The sequence below is a fragment of the Vibrio sp. 99-8-1 genome, from assembly GCF_013114595.1.
Taxonomy (GTDB): domain Bacteria; phylum Pseudomonadota; class Gammaproteobacteria; order Enterobacterales; family Vibrionaceae; genus Vibrio.
Window position 1 is genome coordinate 13,365 of the sequence record NZ_VTXE01000010.1, and the last position, 15,073, is coordinate 28,437.

At 40.1% G+C, this 15,073-nt stretch carries 20 protein-coding genes and 1 pseudogene; 6 read left to right on the top strand and 15 right to left on the bottom strand.

Features of this window, described 5'->3' with window-relative positions:
* The first annotated feature begins 103 nt into the window (after positions 1-103).
* Entirely contained in the window at positions 104-1,045 is a 942-nt protein-coding gene (locus tag F0227_RS06940) for a helix-turn-helix transcriptional regulator (protein ID WP_171752468.1), read from the top strand.
* 203 nt (positions 1,046-1,248) lie between these two features.
* Here F0227_RS06940 and F0227_RS06945 read toward each other — a convergent pair whose 3' ends face one another.
* On the bottom strand, positions 1,249-1,584 hold the full coding sequence (locus F0227_RS06945) for a hypothetical protein (protein ID WP_171752469.1): 336 nt from the start codon (positions 1,582-1,584) through the stop codon (positions 1,249-1,251).
* 166 nt (positions 1,585-1,750) lie between these two features.
* Positions 1,751-2,671, bottom strand: coding sequence for a LysR substrate-binding domain-containing protein (locus F0227_RS06950; protein WP_171752470.1), 921 nt, complete (start codon positions 2,669-2,671; stop codon positions 1,751-1,753).
* A 174-nt stretch (positions 2,672-2,845) separates the two neighbouring features.
* Here F0227_RS06950 and F0227_RS06955 point away from each other — a divergent pair, with 174 nt between their 5' ends.
* Positions 2,846-3,937, top strand: a complete 1,092-nt coding sequence (locus F0227_RS06955; RefSeq protein WP_171752471.1) for an alkene reductase — start codon at positions 2,846-2,848, stop codon at positions 3,935-3,937.
* A 121-nt stretch (positions 3,938-4,058) separates the two neighbouring features.
* Here F0227_RS06955 and F0227_RS06960 read toward each other — a convergent pair whose 3' ends face one another.
* From F0227_RS06960 to F0227_RS07000, 9 genes are all read right to left on the bottom strand, one after another.
* Positions 4,059-4,514 (bottom strand): GNAT family N-acetyltransferase, encoded by a 456-nt coding sequence (locus F0227_RS06960; RefSeq protein ID WP_171752472.1) that lies wholly within the window; start codon positions 4,512-4,514, stop codon positions 4,059-4,061.
* Between the two features lie 152 nt (positions 4,515-4,666).
* Positions 4,667-5,014: an SH3 domain-containing protein gene (locus F0227_RS06965; protein ID WP_171752473.1), complete on the bottom strand. Its 348-nt coding sequence runs from the start codon at positions 5,012-5,014 to the stop codon at positions 4,667-4,669.
* Positions 5,015-5,152: 138 nt separating this feature from the next.
* The gene (locus F0227_RS06970; RefSeq protein WP_171752474.1) at positions 5,153-5,752 is read right to left on the bottom strand and encodes a GNAT family N-acetyltransferase; all 600 of its coding nucleotides are present in this window, start codon (positions 5,750-5,752) and stop codon (positions 5,153-5,155) included.
* 56 nt (positions 5,753-5,808) lie between these two features.
* Entirely contained in the window at positions 5,809-6,315 is a 507-nt protein-coding gene (locus F0227_RS06975) for a GNAT family N-acetyltransferase (protein ID WP_171752475.1), read from the bottom strand.
* 40 nt (positions 6,316-6,355) lie between these two features.
* The gene (locus F0227_RS06980; protein WP_171752476.1) at positions 6,356-6,868 is read right to left on the bottom strand and encodes a DUF6653 family protein; all 513 of its coding nucleotides are present in this window, start codon (positions 6,866-6,868) and stop codon (positions 6,356-6,358) included.
* A gap of 162 nt (positions 6,869-7,030) precedes the next feature.
* A complete protein-coding gene (locus F0227_RS06985; RefSeq protein WP_171752477.1) occupies positions 7,031-7,546 on the bottom strand; it encodes an adenylate kinase in 516 nt (171 codons plus the stop codon).
* Positions 7,547-8,059: 513 nt separating this feature from the next.
* On the bottom strand, positions 8,060-8,350 hold the full coding sequence (locus tag F0227_RS06990; RefSeq protein WP_216613351.1) for a hypothetical protein: 291 nt from the start codon (positions 8,348-8,350) through the stop codon (positions 8,060-8,062).
* 67 nt (positions 8,351-8,417) lie between these two features.
* Positions 8,418-8,768, bottom strand: coding sequence for a type II toxin-antitoxin system RelE/ParE family toxin (locus F0227_RS06995; RefSeq protein ID WP_171752478.1), 351 nt, complete (start codon positions 8,766-8,768; stop codon positions 8,418-8,420).
* Positions 8,743-9,024, bottom strand: a complete 282-nt coding sequence (locus tag F0227_RS07000) for a type II toxin-antitoxin system Phd/YefM family antitoxin (RefSeq protein ID WP_171752479.1) — start codon at positions 9,022-9,024, stop codon at positions 8,743-8,745. Before F0227_RS07000 ends, F0227_RS06995 begins: the two co-directional genes overlap by 26 nt.
* Before the next feature lie 278 nt (positions 9,025-9,302).
* Here F0227_RS07000 and F0227_RS07005 point away from each other — a divergent pair, with 278 nt between their 5' ends.
* Positions 9,303-9,941: a hypothetical protein gene (locus F0227_RS07005; protein WP_171752480.1), complete on the top strand. Its 639-nt coding sequence runs from the start codon at positions 9,303-9,305 to the stop codon at positions 9,939-9,941.
* A 6-nt stretch (positions 9,942-9,947) separates the two neighbouring features.
* Here F0227_RS07005 and F0227_RS07010 read toward each other — a convergent pair whose 3' ends face one another.
* The 3 genes from F0227_RS07010 to F0227_RS07020 form a co-directional block, all read right to left on the bottom strand.
* Positions 9,948-10,505, bottom strand: coding sequence for a GNAT family N-acetyltransferase (locus F0227_RS07010; protein ID WP_171752481.1), 558 nt, complete (start codon positions 10,503-10,505; stop codon positions 9,948-9,950).
* Between the two features lie 14 nt (positions 10,506-10,519).
* Entirely contained in the window at positions 10,520-10,684 is a 165-nt protein-coding gene (locus F0227_RS07015) for a hypothetical protein (RefSeq protein ID WP_171752482.1), read from the bottom strand.
* A gap of 627 nt (positions 10,685-11,311) precedes the next feature.
* A complete protein-coding gene (locus tag F0227_RS07020) occupies positions 11,312-11,761 on the bottom strand; it encodes a GNAT family N-acetyltransferase (RefSeq protein WP_171752483.1) in 450 nt (149 codons plus the stop codon).
* Between the two features lie 699 nt (positions 11,762-12,460).
* Between F0227_RS07020 and F0227_RS07025 the strand changes: the two genes are divergently transcribed.
* The 3 genes and pseudogenes from F0227_RS07025 to F0227_RS07035 form a co-directional block, all read left to right on the top strand.
* Complete coding sequence (locus F0227_RS07025) at positions 12,461-12,847, top strand: phage antirepressor N-terminal domain-containing protein (RefSeq protein WP_171752484.1); 387 nt, start codon at positions 12,461-12,463, stop codon at positions 12,845-12,847.
* A gap of 225 nt (positions 12,848-13,072) precedes the next feature.
* Positions 13,073-13,495 (top strand): hypothetical protein, encoded by a 423-nt coding sequence (locus F0227_RS07030; protein ID WP_171752485.1) that lies wholly within the window; start codon positions 13,073-13,075, stop codon positions 13,493-13,495.
* Positions 13,496-13,513: 18 nt separating this feature from the next.
* Positions 13,514-14,002: pseudogene (locus F0227_RS07035) on the top strand (DNA/RNA non-specific endonuclease); the annotation flags it as partial.
* Positions 14,003-14,302: 300 nt separating this feature from the next.
* Here F0227_RS07035 and F0227_RS07040 read toward each other — a convergent pair.
* Positions 14,303-14,494 (bottom strand): hypothetical protein, encoded by a 192-nt coding sequence (locus F0227_RS07040; protein WP_171752486.1) that lies wholly within the window; start codon positions 14,492-14,494, stop codon positions 14,303-14,305.
* Positions 14,495-15,073: the final 579 nt, after the last annotated feature.

Sequence of the window (15,073 nt, forward strand, 5' to 3'; positions counted from 1 at the left end):
ACTTATAAATCATAGAAATAACTCATTAAATTGATACCAACGACATCAGTAGATTTAAATGCAACTCAATTGCATATATATTAATTAGGAGAGACTGTAACTTATGAGTCTTAGATTTCATGAACAACTTGCAAAATGGTTGGATGAAAAAGAAATAACCCGAAAAGATTTCATCGCTTTATTACAAAGTCACTATCACGCGGAATTTTCAGGATTAGATTCTGTCACTTTATCTCGCTGGATTAAGGGGCACAGCACACCAAGTGTTGATAAACAGTTGTATATAGCAAAATGCTTAAATGTAGACATGGTTAACTTAATTACGGATATCGAACTCAGTAAAAGAAAAACACCAGTCAAACACAGCACGGCAATATCTGAACTATCAAAAATTCTCGATAAAACAACATCATACTTCTCTTATGACATAATAATCGGTGAAGCAGATATTGAAATTAAAGCGCTAACTCATAGCGAATACGTTGAAAAATTTGGTAATTTCGACAAAAATGCGTCGGCACTAAAAGGTTATTATCAGGAGTTAAATAGCATGGGGAATGAGATTAATTACTCCTGCATACTGATCAATAATGAGCATAACAATACCATTGGGCACTTGTCAGGCATTACAGATATTCGCAAATTAAGTTTATTTAAATCTCTTAATGATATTCCAAAGAGCGATTTCGAAAGAAGTTGCATTATACATCTAGGAAAATACACAAGTTCAAAGCATTATTTTGAATTGGTTTATCAAGCCCTTTGTCTTTACTTATTAAAATATTCAAGCCGTCTTGATAAAGCCTATTTTTTTATTCCAGACTTCACCGCTATGATGCTTTTCTGCAAATTGGTGCTTAAAGCAAAGATCATAAAATACTTCCCGTCTAGTACAAAAACAGAGATCGGAGTTTATCTTGTTTCATTCGATATATTAAAAGTAATTGCATCACCGATCATTACTCAGGAAATTAGGTCCAGATTAGAGTGTGTCATGAACTGCGATCCTAACTGTAGGAAATGTAACTTGCGTGACTTCTTATAGTTGATATGGTCAAGAAAAACCGATGCCCCCTATTCAAAATCTAAAGTCATGTTAGTGTTGGTGGACTCAAAGATAATAATGACCACCAGCGCATGTTGATCCTTACAAAAGTAGAAACAGAACCCTTTAACAATAGCCCCTACAACCTGCAAATAGATAACTATCGGCAGGTTATAGCTTAAACAGTTGCAGCCTAGAAAATATTAATGCTTAACGACATTAGTGTTGCTTAAGGATATGTCACCCGTTGGGTTTATGAGATGTGGTAGGATTTTCGGTAGGTTGAGTTCAATGTCTTTGTCCGTCACTGGTGTAATGGTTTCGTTATACCAACCCAGTAACCCAAGAACGGCATAGCCAATTGCGTCATCCTCTTCACTATGCTCAATAATGATCTGTAAAAAACGCAGGATCGCTTTTTCATTCGAACCCGCTTGTCCCCGTGTCTGGTGAAAAACAACGGTTGCTTCTTCAATTAGGTTATCAAACTCAGTTTCAATCGCTACTTTGAACGAACCGCCATCAACGGAAATTTTCATTTTTGTCCCAAATATCTACATTTTAATTAGTGCAGAATTGTAACGATTTCCATTAGAATTGTCGCGTTCTAGCATTCAGTTAAACTTTGCAAATATTGATATTGTACTTGTCCACATAACAGAAAAAGTGGTGCTAATGGCGATAATTAGAATATAAGAAGTCTCGTTACTTAAACTTTTCATGAAAATGTTCAATTAAAAAATCAAGAAACAAACGCAGTCGTTTTGGCTGATACTGACGACTTAAGTAAATCACATTTAGGTCTGCCCCTGCTTGAGAAGTCGACGAGTTAAAATTCTTCATATAACCGTCTAGCACCGTGACTAAGCGATTCTGCTCGATGTCATCTTGAACATCGAGAATGGACTTTAATGCTATTCCCGCACCGTCTAATGCCCACTGGCGAATCACTTCACCATCATCAGAATAACGCTTTGGTATCACAGTGATCACACTATGCTGTTCTTGGCTTTGAAAGTGCCATGTTTTTAACTCTTCATTACTCCGAATCATCGCTAGGCAGTCATGATCAACTAAATCTTGTGGCGTATTTGGTACGCCCTTTGTTGCAAGGTATCTAGGTGATGCACACAAAACTCGTCGACTCGACGCGAGCTTACGCGAGATTAAATTACTGTCGGCCAGTTCACCGTAACGAATCATCATGTCCATCCCTGATTCCGTTAAGCTGGATAAGTTATCGTTCAGATATAGATAAGGAACCACATCTGGATATAGCGCGTTAAATTGTGACAATATTGGCGAGATGTACTGTTTACCTATGTCTCTTGGAGCGGAGATTTTTAACGTCCCGCGTACTTGCGTATTTCCGGTTTGGAGGCGGTTCTCCATCTCCTTAACACTATCAATGAGCTCCAAACAAGCTTGATAATAGGTCGCGCCGGAGTCAGTTAATGAAATGTGCCGAGTACTGCGATTAAGAAGCTTCACTCCGTAGCGTTCTTCTAGCGCTTGTAGCCGTGCAGTGACAGTTGCAGGGGATAAACCTAACTCTCTACCTGCCGCCACCAACCTTTGATTTTTGACAATGCTCACAAACAACGTCATATCAGAAAACTTGTCCACGCTCTCTCCTGCGATCTCATTGTTCGACTGAGATGAATAATAAATTCACATATTACCCAATTATCAATTATTTCCAAATCAATATACTTATTTCATCGTAGTGTGACCCCAAAAACACAGTGGGAATCAACATTAAAACTATCGGTGTACAACTAATAAAGTAAGGAACCAGCAATGAGCAGGCTATTTGAAAGCGCACATCTAAAGCAATTGAAACTACAAAACAGAATCGTTATGGCACCGATGACGCGAGCACGTACCACTCAGCCGGGAAACATCCCAAACGAAATCATGGCCACCTACTATAAGCAGAGAGCTAGCGCTGGGCTTATCATCTCTGAAGCAACACAGATTTCTGATGACGCACAAGGTTATTCATTCACACCAGGTGTTTACAACGATGAGCAAGTAGCCGGTTGGAAAACCGTTACTCAGGCGGCAAAAGAACAAGGTGCAGCCATATTCTGTCAGCTATGGCATGTTGGTCGCGTATCGCATCCTGTTTTCCAAAACGGCGAGTTACCCATAGCTCCATCAGCACTCGAACCGGTTGAAACTCAAGTTTGGATCGCCGATGAACAAAACAGTGGCAAAATGGTGGATTGTGTAAAACCAAGAGCGATGACTGAAGCAGACATAGACCGTGTTATCAAAGATTTCGCCAATGCAGCAAAACGAGGCATCGAATCCGGCTTTGACGGTGTCGAAATTCATGGTGGTAACGGCTACCTTATCGACCAATTCTTACGTACTAATTCTAACCATCGAACTGACAGTTACGGGGGCACACGTCACAACCGAATTCGTTTTTTATTAGAAGTGGTTGACGCAGTAACTGCCGCTATTGGCGTGAACAAAGTAGGCGTACGACTCGCCCCCTTTATCACATTTAAAGATATGAACTGTCCCGATATCGTCCCAACGATTTTAGAGGCATCTAAGCAACTTCAAGCACGCGATATCGCCTATTTACACCTGTCCGAAGCAGATTGGGACGATGCGCCAGTGATTCCTGAAAACTTCCGCATTCAACTTCGTCAGAATTTTACAAATACTATAATCGTAGCGGGAGGCTACACCCAAGAAAGAGGCAGTGAAATAATCGAACAAGGATATGCAGATTTAGTCGCGTTTGGACGACCATTTGTCTCTAACCCAGATTTGGTTGAACGATTAAAGCTTCACCAACCGTTAGCTGAACTTGATGGGTCAACGTTGTTTGGTGGCAACGAACATGGTTATACCGACTACCCTACTATTGGTTAATGTCGGTAGATATTAATCACCCTCACACCTTAAACACTGAATTGTGCCAAGGTGTGAGGCCTTCGATTCCGAACGTCTAGAAAAGTAATGTAAACGGGTAGCGGGTTCTCACAGCATTTTATTATGTGTGCTTCTCTAGATACACACGAACAAATCCAAACTCCGCATCGGTTTCTTCATTCACGATTTGCCAACCATTCTTCAGATAAAAATTAATGGCTTGTGTATTGGATTTGAACGTTTCCAGTTTTAAAAACGTATGGCCTGAGCTGGCCATCGTTGACTCAATATATGCCAAAAATGTAGAGCCTAATCCTTTACGTTGCACATTCGGGCTAACCATCAAGATATGAATAAACGCCTCTTTCAACACGCAATAGCCAACGAGGCTATCCCGCTCAATTGCAACTAAACAGTTTGAAAGGTTATTCGTCACTTCTTTATCGGATTCACCAGATGATAAATACCCGTCCACCGACTCATCACCAAGAAATGAGCGATAACATTTATCAATGGTGTCTCTCGCGAGAGTTTGAATTGACGCTAAGTCTGACTCTGTTGCTATTCTAAATTCCATAATTATTTCACTATGACTGTTTTTATGATGTCTTGATTCTAAGTTACTCAAGTGATTTCACAATAACGCTCATAAACGAAAAAACCACGAAAGTGCCGAGTGTTATGAATCTTTTTAGATAGTTTGTTAACGGTAGATTTGCGAAAAGCTAATTACACAGCACATAGGTGATTTAAAGGAGCCCAAGCTAACTCATCAAGATCAGCTAACTTTTTACTCCAGATCCAGCCATTTAACTCATATTCTTTTACTAGTATTTCATCAACGATTAAATTATGCTCTTTGGCATAATAGTCCTTAAGTACGGTCACTTCTCCATTATCAATAACGAGTATTTGTTTAGGAACCCAGCCTTCTTTGTTTTCGCCACGGCAGAAAATCCAGTTTGCCCAATCCCCCTCTGAGTCGGATTCCTCTACCAATTGCAACGTCTCACCTTTTACTATTCGAATAGGAGATTTAGGTGCATCTTGATAGTCTTTAACCACTTTGTATTTCATAGCTTATCTCTACTCCATTCATATACCATCGAGTTAAGTGATGAACGACACTTACCACCCAACCTAACTCGTTGTACCTTAGATACTTAAACCAATTTGAGTTTAATCACTAAGTATTTTAAATCAGTCTCAATCGCTTTATTCTGCGAGTTCTTTTAAGTCTAGCGTCATGGTAGTTGAGCCTGAAAAACCGATTAACCATTTTAAGTACGGAAAACTATCTGACTTTACTGCAACAAACCCTTTAGATTCATAAAGCTTCTTTGCTCGCGGGTTGCTATCGATAACGTCCAAGCGTACAGAGGAATAACCGTTGTTTAAGGCATAACTAATAATATGTTCAAGTAATAAAGAACCAACACCCTTACCTCGGGAATCACTCTCCACGGCAATACCGTCCATAACTAACTCACCATTTTCCGGCTGGCGCTCAAATAAGCTAAATACCGCACAAGCCCAAAGCCCGGGAAGAACGCCGAGTTGATTCATTAACCCTTTGGCGCCAATACCTCCCGTAAGCGAACCTGAAGAGATATTAAAGCCACACAGCCCGACGATATTGTCATCGCAATAAGCAGCAAATGAATATTCGGGAACAAAGCTTTTAGAGAGAGTAATGATACGACGAGTTTTATTAGGAATAGCACGACTAAACTTAGAACCGAATGCCTCTTCGTAGAGCTCAGCGACGGCCATCGAGTTCTGCAAATCCCAACCTTGTTTGATATGAATAGTCATTAGTTCTCCTCAAAATACCAAGTGTTGTGTATCCGTCCATTCCACTTTGTAACGATTTAGGCTCGATACTCATAAAGATTATTTTGTAACCCATATAGCTCTACTCTCTTTTGGAAGCTAAAACCTACTTTCTTTAGTAGTTTATTTGACCGCACATTTTCCAGAAGAGTGACTGCATAAACGGTATCTAATAAATAGGTGTCCATAGTTACAGTTAACGTCTTTTTAGCCGCTTCACTAGCATAACCTTCTCCACAAAATTCTGCCAAAAGCGCATAACCTAGATCGGGATATTCCAGTTCATCTCTTTTTAATACCCCACACATACCAATGGGTGTGAGGTCATTCTTTAAAGAGACCAAGTTCAGACCAAAACCATTTTTGTCATAGCTCGCCATTGGACCATGCTTGAGATAATGAATAGCCTCTTCTTGAGTACGAACATTTTTATCCGCAATATACCGAATAAACGACTCCTCATTGAGTAACCGGATAATAAACTCAGCATCGCTCAACTCAAACTGTCGAATAACTAACCTTTCTGTTTCACATACCACTTTCATGTGAACACGTCCTCCAACTCAAGAAACGGCTTTTGCTTTATTATGGCTTCAACCACGACAAGTAAACTGGGTTGAGATCTTTCACATCTTGATACAACCAAACCATCCTGTCTACAAACCATGTTTTTGTAAACATAAGCCAAAGCATACTTAACAGCATTAAGTCATAACTTATTGTATAAATTGCAAAACACCAAAAAGGCACTCCTATCACTTGAAGCGCAATGATGATGCGACACATCTTTAAGTGATGAGGGGGAATTAGGTCTTCTTTTTGGCGGTTTAGGTAAATACGCTCGCCAAATGTGCCCTTTGACGCCCAGTTGTTTGTATTTGTTGGTGCCGAGAACAACCGTGGGTTTAGCCAAGTCCAAAAGGAGACTACAAACAGAGCGAGGAGAGTCCACCAGCCTAATACATCCCTGACAGCAAGAGCCATGGTGAAAAGAGGTAAAATGGTAAATCGAGAATATACACTCATGGGGTTAGAGTGCCGTTGCCACGCTTTCTCATCCATCGACATGAGTTTCTCTGTTGCTTTTAAAATGTCCATGAAATCTCCGAAGTTATAAGGCTACAGTACCAATGTACGCAACACTATTTTAAACCTTGCTATCTTAAGCCTTGTTACCCTATGCCTTGTTACCTTAAGTCTTGCTAACATGGCTATCAAAATCAAAGTGGCGAACCCAGCAAGATTTCTCGAGTATGCGAACTAATTAATTTGTTTTAAAGTAAAATCATTCAACTCAGACACGGTTTTGATGATGTAGACTTTTTTGCTACTTGAGTAGCCCATTAGCCTCGCAGAGAAGTCATCGTTCCAAAACTTAGGGCATAACTTCAGTGTCTTATAGCTATTCAATGTACCTTTTAGTACTGAACTTCCATCAGGCCAACCTTCCGGCTTTACAAATAGCCCTTTCAAAAAACGCTTAGTGACAAACCAGTAGCTAACTGAGTATGACAAGTCTATATAAACCAAAGTGTCTGCTGCCGCTAAACGCTCATTAAAAGAACTGATAGGACCAAAACCATCAATGATCCAAGATTCAGAACGGAGAATATCGTTGTGTGCAGCATCAAATTCCTCTCGCGCTACAAACTCACCATTTGGTTTGTAAACGATGGAATCTAATTGATGAAGCGGTAAACCGCTCACCACTGCTAATGCTTTGCTTACTGTTGATTTTCCGCTACCCGGCTTTCCAAAAACGGCTACCTTTTTCATTTAAATCCCTCCAAGAGACTATTTCCCAAAAGGTAGAAAAAGAAAACCCACCTTCTAGGGTGGGGTCGATTTATCAAAAGCATACCAAAATCCCACCATTCCTAAGGAATGATGATAATTCGATTGTTAAGTTGCACTTGATTAAATTTCATTCAACTACTTTTATATAAATGCGGTCAGTTGTCAATTTATCTTTGTATACGGAATAGTCGCTGGTAAAGCATATAGGTAGTAACCGACACTATCACTAAAGCTTACGCATATTCAGCTAAGACCCGAATGTCATTAAGTTCTTAAGCCACTACAGCTGTTAGTTTAATTTCCATTGTTATTCCACGCACATAGCACTCTGTTGAAGGATGAGCAACACTATTTTAAACCTTGCTTACGTGGCTATCAGAACCAAAGTGCCTAGCAAACCAAAGTTTAAACGACTAAGAAGATATTGTTTCCAAAATATCTGTTGCATGGAATCGATTTCTGGATTGCTCAAAAAGGGTAACAAAAATGTGCTCAAGCAAATGGATTGACCTGACCTAACACTCCCTGATTAAAGTTGCTGGTCATGGAATCGAACATCTGCTGGGTCAGTTTAAAATCGCAGTATCGCAAGTCGTTAAATTTGCCGGTTCGGGTAATGGTGACGATGCTGCGTTTTGTTGAGGTATCCACCTTAACGGCATCGGAAGGCAGATAAATGACACCCTGCGGCGCTGAAGATGACAGAGCCAGTATTACACCAGCCGCGAGGTAAAAGCGTTTTATAAGATTTCCTATGCCTGTAAACGAAAAGAGCCCGAGCAATGCTCAGGCTCCATATTTCTACTCACCCGAAAAGTACTTGAGATACTAAAGGCTTCGGATGACAAAATTATTGGTAGAGACAGTACTCGACTAACTGTTTTTCTACACTCTGATTTGTTCTTATAAATAAAAGCAACGTAACCTTTATCTCTTGCTCAGACTCATAAATTTCATACAAAAGCCTGAAATTACCTATATTGGCATTTCTAACGAAATTGACACCTAACTCCACCAATTCCGGACACCTTGAGTAGGAATAGGGTTGCTCCATAGCCTGCGTCTCCAAGGTATCTAACACACTATCAACCTTGGTGACGACTTCAAGTTCATCTGACCAAAGGCTTAAATGCGTAATTGCATTATCTAACTTTTTATCAAACGTTTCGGCTACTTCAATTGTTACTGATTTCTTGTTCATTGTTGTTCTCCAGCGTTTGTTTTCTATCTGACAAACGAGCATGGAGATTACTTAGTGAACTTACACAACCATTAGCAACATCTTGTTTCGCAAGCATAACTAATTTCATCATTGCTAAAGCATCATCACGTCTTTCTTTCTCTTCATAAGATTCAACAACGTACTTTGGCACACCATTTAGTGTAATTACTAAAGATTCATCTACCGGCAAGTCTGCCGCGTTCTTTTTTAAATAGCTAACCGTCTCGGTTCTCATCTTTCTTACTCCTATGGCACGCCTCAGATTTAATCTAATAAACCCATTTCAGCTGCTCTTACGTTACAAATGTTTAGAAAGTCTTCTCAAATCTTCTAGACGCACTTAACTTAAAACATAATTGGTGCCTCGTCAGCAAAAAACCATATTTAGCCTAACTAAAGACTCACTATTATTCCCATGATTCTAAACTGAACTACAGTTGCTATTTCCTTCAAGCTAAAGAATAAATACAATGCAATCAAAACCATATAAGTAACAAATAAAAAGGTACTGTAATGTCTGCCTTAGAAAAAATAGGAATCATTGTTGGAATCCTTGCTAGCTTGCCTCTCATTTTTGAATACTATTTACCAAGACTAAACTTTCTAAAAATCAATCTGTTTAATCGCAAGACGACCTCAATAAATGCTCACGAGATGTGTGTTGCGTTTTTTGACAAAGATAAGTGGAAAGAAATGCCTGACTATCTTTTGGAAAGCACTAACCGAGCCATGACAGGAACGCAATTACATGCTTCGGAAATCAGGTTTTTGTTGTCACTGAAGGATCCCATGAGCAAGTGCCAACACTATGGCGACTGTAGAACCTTTCTTACTGTGAAGCAGGATGAAACAGGAAGAGAACAGATAACACTAAAAGAAGATATAACCAAAATATTGAAGCTAATTCTAAGAGGCCTTTTCATATTTTTCTATATAGTTTTTGTTGTTCTAGCTATAGTCCCCATAATGATGTTTGATACAGTGCTACAAAAAGCAGGTGAAACCGCCTTCATCATTTTACCAATATGGTTCATTTTAATGGGTATTTGTGGGATATTTTTTCTCAATCTCGGCTCAAACTTAACGCTGGCAGAACGTATAGTTGCTGAGAAATGGCACGAACTAAAAAAAACGATAAAGCCTGAGCACTAGTCACACTTATTCAACTGCCGATGCAGCCAGCAGATCCATAAACATCACAGGACTGCTTTCCTGATTATTATGTTCGGTATCGAGAAAGGTAAAACCATTGCGGTAATAAAAATCTATCGCCTTAGGTTTTGAATCCGTAACTAAAAAACGGCAACCAATCATCGGGGCGATCTCTTCAACTGAAATTGCTGTGGCTAACTCAACCAGCTCCGGACCAATACCATAGCCTCGATAACGGCTATCGACAGCCAGGCGTGCAATTTTCACAGCTGGTAAGTAGGAATATCGGTGTACACCTGGATAGTCATCCAGCATGTAGGTTCCCTTAAGATCGACCTCACTACAGGTTAGCGTAATATAACCAATAATCTGGTTAGTATCTCTACCATGTTCATCTCTCAGGATACAAACATAAGTCTGCGATACCATTGAGACAACTGAGCTATAAGCTTCTCTCTGTATATAGGTTTTTAGAGGCTGGAATTCGGAATCGCCGGTTTTAAAATTTTTGGCGCTATCTTGTGCTGAAATGGGGCGGATGATGTAATCAATAACAGAGCTCATCGCGGCTGATAAACTCAGTTACACGTTGTTTCGCGCATTTTAGCTAATGCAGCGTGACCACGTTTCAAAGTACGCTTTGCACGGGGGTTGGTCTTTTTGGTACGAACCAGTTCAGCGAAACGCGCAGCATCTTCACCACTAAGCTCAACACGACCAAATGTAGAGGTTTTGATTGCCATATGTACACCTTCAGCGGCTTTTAACACATTAATCAAATTTGATATGCAGGTATGTTAGAACAAAGCTGTTTGATGATCTATCCCTACACATGTACAAATATACATTATAGTGTGTCAAAATATTATTAGCCTGAGCAGCCGCTCATTCTTTTATCTCTCCCCTATGCCGCGACTGAAAGCTCCAGCTCTTCCAATGCATCATCAGGTTTGTCGTTTAGCTAGGAAAGCATGGAGTAGAGCTGATCGCCAGTGAGGGTCTTAAAGCAGCCTTCGTCTTCGTTGGCCAGTAAGGTACGCCGCACATTTTAGCTGCTTCAACGGTTATGGTGTGGGGAGCTTTTCTGGATCGATGTTGTGCAAACATATTGCCGCTTATCAGCGCAAAGTTGATCAACACCGGAATAAACACGGGGCCGTCGATAGCAATAAAGTTCCTGCAACGTTGGCTGAATGCTTACAACAAGCAAAGCCAATATTCAGATTTAGGCGTCAACGGCCAGATAGGCTCAGCCAATATCAATGCGCTATATGCATACCTAGAACTCACAAAGAACGGGAAAAAATAATGCTTTGGCAGTCACTAAATTGCAGCCAGGGAGCAAGGTATTTGGAGATAACAGAAGCCTGCTAAATCTCAAGTTCCATCGGAACATATCGCATACCATTGATATTGAGCTCTTCAGATAACGCCTTAAAACCCACTTTTTGATAGAAGCCTAACGCATAGATTGAAGCTTTAACTGTTATCTTATTGCTATCACATCTTTGCTTCATTTCATCTACCAGCTTGCTAGCGATTCCACAACCATGATAACTGCTATCAACGTATAATTGACCGAGATAATTCCCATCTCGCCACGCTATATAGCCAACAAGTTTATTGTTATATGATGCCTTCACCGCCTGATAGACAGTTTTATCTAAAACTCTTTCAACATCCGCTTTTAAAGCAACCCTTAAAGCCTCTTTGCCTTCTGTATTCAGTAAAGGAGCAACATGCTTTTCATTTACCGTTTCAGCTAAGATTCGAATGTCATTAAGATCTTGAGCCACTACATCTGTTATTTTAATTTCCATTTTTACTCCAAGCACATAACACGCTGTTAAGGGATGAACAACGCAAACCACCCATCCCATTGCATCATAAACACAAGATTCAACCGGAATAAATAAGATTATTCGCATTCATCTCAATCTCAAAATACATTCCATTCCCTTTACTGAAAAGAGAGCTTAGAAATACGCTAAAACTCCTTTTTATCTATTAAACCATATCAAATTTCCTACAAGGCATTCTGCTAGTGCCAGCACATCCATATAAATTTACGTCTATTTGAAGAGTGTCCGTCCCCAATGACGGATGACACCGATGATGATTCTGGAATATATGACTCTCCCTTCGCCTATTGGAGTCATGGCTATTTTTCTAAAGAAATATGTCTCAGCGAAAGATGAAAAAGCATCAAGAACTTTTAAGGGAGTGGTACTAAGTCACTCTTTTTCAGTTTAAAAACCGATAGTAACTCTCTATACTAAGCTTTCATTGGCAAAATCCAATGACGGGATTGGTCTCCCGCTTAAATCAAGGCGTATAAACGCCAGCGTATTGCTGGTTTTTTTGTACGCGGCACCTGCACATCTCTATGGTGGGCTGGGTGAGAGCACTTCGGTGCGCCGTTACTTGATTGCGGTAAGACCAATCTCATTCAGTTCGCCACCCTATGATTGGTCTCATTGAGCGTGGTGATCTATTCATCACAAATCAAGGAGGCAATTATGCCTTACCAAATCTCTGTTCCTTTTCATGGATCCACTTTGATCCTGATTGATCATAATAACGAGCCATTTATTCCACTCAAGCCGATCGTTGAAGGCATGGGAATAAACTGTAGTTTCCAACTAACAAAGCTTAATCAAAACCCTTCTCGCTGGGCTATTGCAGTGTTAGCCGTGCCTGCCATAGATAAACATCGGCCAGTTCCTTGTATTCCCCTTAGGAGACTGTTCGCATGGTTACTCACGCTTAGGACTTGTTGGCTTAGCCCTACCGCGCAAAACAACATTTCCCTTTATCGAAATAAGTGCGATAGCGAGTTGTGGAAGTACTGGAGCCTCACTCATCAATTGTCCCCAGCGAAACACTTCATCAATAAGATGAACTAATACGCCTAAGCGAGCATTTGGCGGGGAAACTCACATCTCAGCAAGTTCGTGTGGCTATTCTCGCCCATCTTTCGTGTATTAATTTCGCGAATATCTATTTGATGTATTATTCTAGTACTACATATAAAACTAAACTCTTATGTTAGGACGTTATGGATAACTCAGGCCTCTCTTTCTCTACTTTTATCTTGGCGTTATCTCCTAAGGCTAGCAGAGGATAAAAGAATGAATACACTGAATACCACTCTTCTATTAGGGGCGCTTTTTTCTAGCTTTGTTAGCGCCCAAAAACCGATTGTTCTTGACGACAGTTACCAACACGACAAGTTTGGCACCCTGCCCCATGAAACGGTTAAACAGTTTCGCGCCTTTACCGCCAGTATGGACTCGCTAGATATTGATAATCCATCAGCCATACATAACGCCATGGGCACCCCTGAATGGGTTGCCTATGAGATCAAGCAATACGGTGGTGAGTGTATTCCTACTAAAAAACGCCCTAAATGGGCGTCAGAGACGCAATTTGTAGAACAAGGGATCGCGCCAAAAGACAACTCCTACGTCTATTCAAAAGGGTTTCGTAAAGATAATCCCGACTGGTTCGTTCGCGGCCATTTACAAATGAAATTGATTGCGGAAAGAATGTGAGCAGATGCCGCCGCCAATACCCACACCTTTTTAAACGCTGTACCTCAGCGTTCTAAATTTAACGGCGGAATATGGTTAGACCTTGAGTACATTACCACCGCGTGGGCAGATAAGTTTGGTAGCGTTTGGGTAGTTACAGGCCCTATCTATTTAGATCAGTTTGCTTATGCGTTTGTAGGGCAAGATGATGAGTTCCCAGTGGCGATTCCAGATGCTCTATTTAAGATTGTGATTAAAGAGAACGGCGAAAGCATCGACACTCTCGCTTTTATCTATCCACAGATCAGCGCTGGCTATTATCAGAAACATTTTGACCATAGCCGTTACCTAACCAGTATAAAAGAAGTGGAACAGTTAACTGGGCTCTCTTTTCTTAACTCGCTTGAAACCAAACAAGCGAAGAAAATAAAGTCGTATAGAGCGGATGACCTATGGCCTTATCAAAAATCCGATATTATCAGAGCGTGTAAAAAACAAAAAAAGAGTGAGTCATCGAGCAAAGGTTAAGCAAAATAACTCCTTTGTATTATTTTTAAGAATTTTACGGTTCTCAAATATGAGAAAGCGTGATAGAGTGCTTGCCGTTAGGTTCTCTCAAAGGTTTCTAACATCGAGCCTCGGCCAGTTTTCTGGTTGAGGCTCACTCATTTCTAGGGTAAACAACTCTACTCGCCAATTGTTATACATAACCAATGGCTAAACTTAGCCAGTTGTTAAACATAGCTGATTGTTCAACATAGCCAAACGGCAGACAAAAAAAAGCCCTCGACACATAATGCCAAGGGCTCGGTATTCTGTTGCATTCGATTAACGGTAAAGACCCAAATCTTTCTGCATATGGTTAGATAATTCACTAGAGTAATAAGACTTTTCAACGTCTCCTTTACCAAACAAAATATCCAACATGTGAGCAATCAATCCTTTGATGTTAACCGTATAGGTTTTTTTGTCCATAGAGGTTGGTACAACGATATCGTTAGCGTGCATTACCTGAGCCATAAGCGCCTCTCTGATTAATTCTGATTACTGACCTGATAGAGAGAATTTTAGAGGGTAATTGGCAAGATATTAAATGACAAATATTGGTATTTCGCATAAGTTTTTCTAATGATACAAGCTGATAACAAACCAAGGTATAAAAATTCAATCTTAGTGAATTATAATAGCATTTCGATTAATAATCGTGCATAAAAGACAGTATCTGACGATACACAGCAGAATCAAGAAACATTTTATTAACATGTAATTTGTCAACCAGACGGGCTAAACGATAAAAATAAGTTATCTAAATTCAAATAGAGATAAGAGTAAGGAATCCGCTAGAAAGAACTAGCAATTGGTAAACTGGCAGACGTATATGATGTAATACTTAAGAGTTACAGCATAAAAAACGATTTAGCCTTTTTTTAGGCAATAAAAAAGAGTCTTTCGACTCTTTTTTCACATACCTGATAGTGGTACAAGATATACTAACGCAGACCAAGCACTTACCCAGCCAACAATTACCGCAGTATCAATCCAGTCTCTGCTCCACATAACAGCCTCCGAAATAAACAGTTCAATGGCAACACCTTACAT

What these genes read in the sequence shown, in the direction of transcription:
- F0227_RS07010 (WP_171752481.1), bottom strand. Translation starts at nt 10,505, where the DNA reads ATGAGCTCTGTTATTGATTACATCATCCGCCCCATTTCAGCACAAGAT.
- F0227_RS07030 (WP_171752485.1), top strand. Translation starts at nt 13,073, where the DNA reads ATGAATACACTGAATACCACTCTTCTATTAGGGGCGCTTTTTTCTAGC.
- F0227_RS06945 (WP_171752469.1), bottom strand. Translation starts at nt 1,584, where the DNA reads ATGAAAATTTCCGTTGATGGCGGTTCGTTCAAAGTAGCGATTGAAACT.
- F0227_RS07005 (WP_171752480.1), top strand. Translation starts at nt 9,303, where the DNA reads ATGTCTGCCTTAGAAAAAATAGGAATCATTGTTGGAATCCTTGCTAGC.
- F0227_RS06960 (WP_171752472.1), bottom strand. Translation starts at nt 4,514, where the DNA reads ATGGAATTTAGAATAGCAACAGAGTCAGACTTAGCGTCAATTCAAACT.
- F0227_RS07040 (WP_171752486.1), bottom strand. Translation starts at nt 14,494, where the DNA reads ATGGCTCAGGTAATGCACGCTAACGATATCGTTGTACCAACCTCTATG.
- F0227_RS06955 (WP_171752471.1), top strand. Translation starts at nt 2,846, where the DNA reads ATGAGCAGGCTATTTGAAAGCGCACATCTAAAGCAATTGAAACTACAA.
- F0227_RS06995 (WP_171752478.1), bottom strand. Translation starts at nt 8,768, where the DNA reads ATGAACAAGAAATCAGTAACAATTGAAGTAGCCGAAACGTTTGATAAA.
- F0227_RS07000 (WP_171752479.1), bottom strand. Translation starts at nt 9,024, where the DNA reads ATGAGAACCGAGACGGTTAGCTATTTAAAAAAGAACGCGGCAGACTTG.
- F0227_RS07020 (WP_171752483.1), bottom strand. Translation starts at nt 11,761, where the DNA reads ATGGAAATTAAAATAACAGATGTAGTGGCTCAAGATCTTAATGACATT.
- F0227_RS06985 (WP_171752477.1), bottom strand. Translation starts at nt 7,546, where the DNA reads ATGAAAAAGGTAGCCGTTTTTGGAAAGCCGGGTAGCGGAAAATCAACA.
- F0227_RS06975 (WP_171752475.1), bottom strand. Translation starts at nt 6,315, where the DNA reads ATGAAAGTGGTATGTGAAACAGAAAGGTTAGTTATTCGACAGTTTGAG.
- F0227_RS07015 (WP_171752482.1), bottom strand. Translation starts at nt 10,684, where the DNA reads ATGGCAATCAAAACCTCTACATTTGGTCGTGTTGAGCTTAGTGGTGAA.
- F0227_RS06965 (WP_171752473.1), bottom strand. Translation starts at nt 5,014, where the DNA reads ATGAAATACAAAGTGGTTAAAGACTATCAAGATGCACCTAAATCTCCT.
- F0227_RS07025 (WP_171752484.1), top strand. Translation starts at nt 12,461, where the DNA reads ATGCCTTACCAAATCTCTGTTCCTTTTCATGGATCCACTTTGATCCTG.
- F0227_RS06980 (WP_171752476.1), bottom strand. Translation starts at nt 6,868, where the DNA reads ATGGACATTTTAAAAGCAACAGAGAAACTCATGTCGATGGATGAGAAA.
- F0227_RS06940 (WP_171752468.1), top strand. Translation starts at nt 104, where the DNA reads ATGAGTCTTAGATTTCATGAACAACTTGCAAAATGGTTGGATGAAAAA.
- F0227_RS06970 (WP_171752474.1), bottom strand. Translation starts at nt 5,752, where the DNA reads ATGACTATTCATATCAAACAAGGTTGGGATTTGCAGAACTCGATGGCC.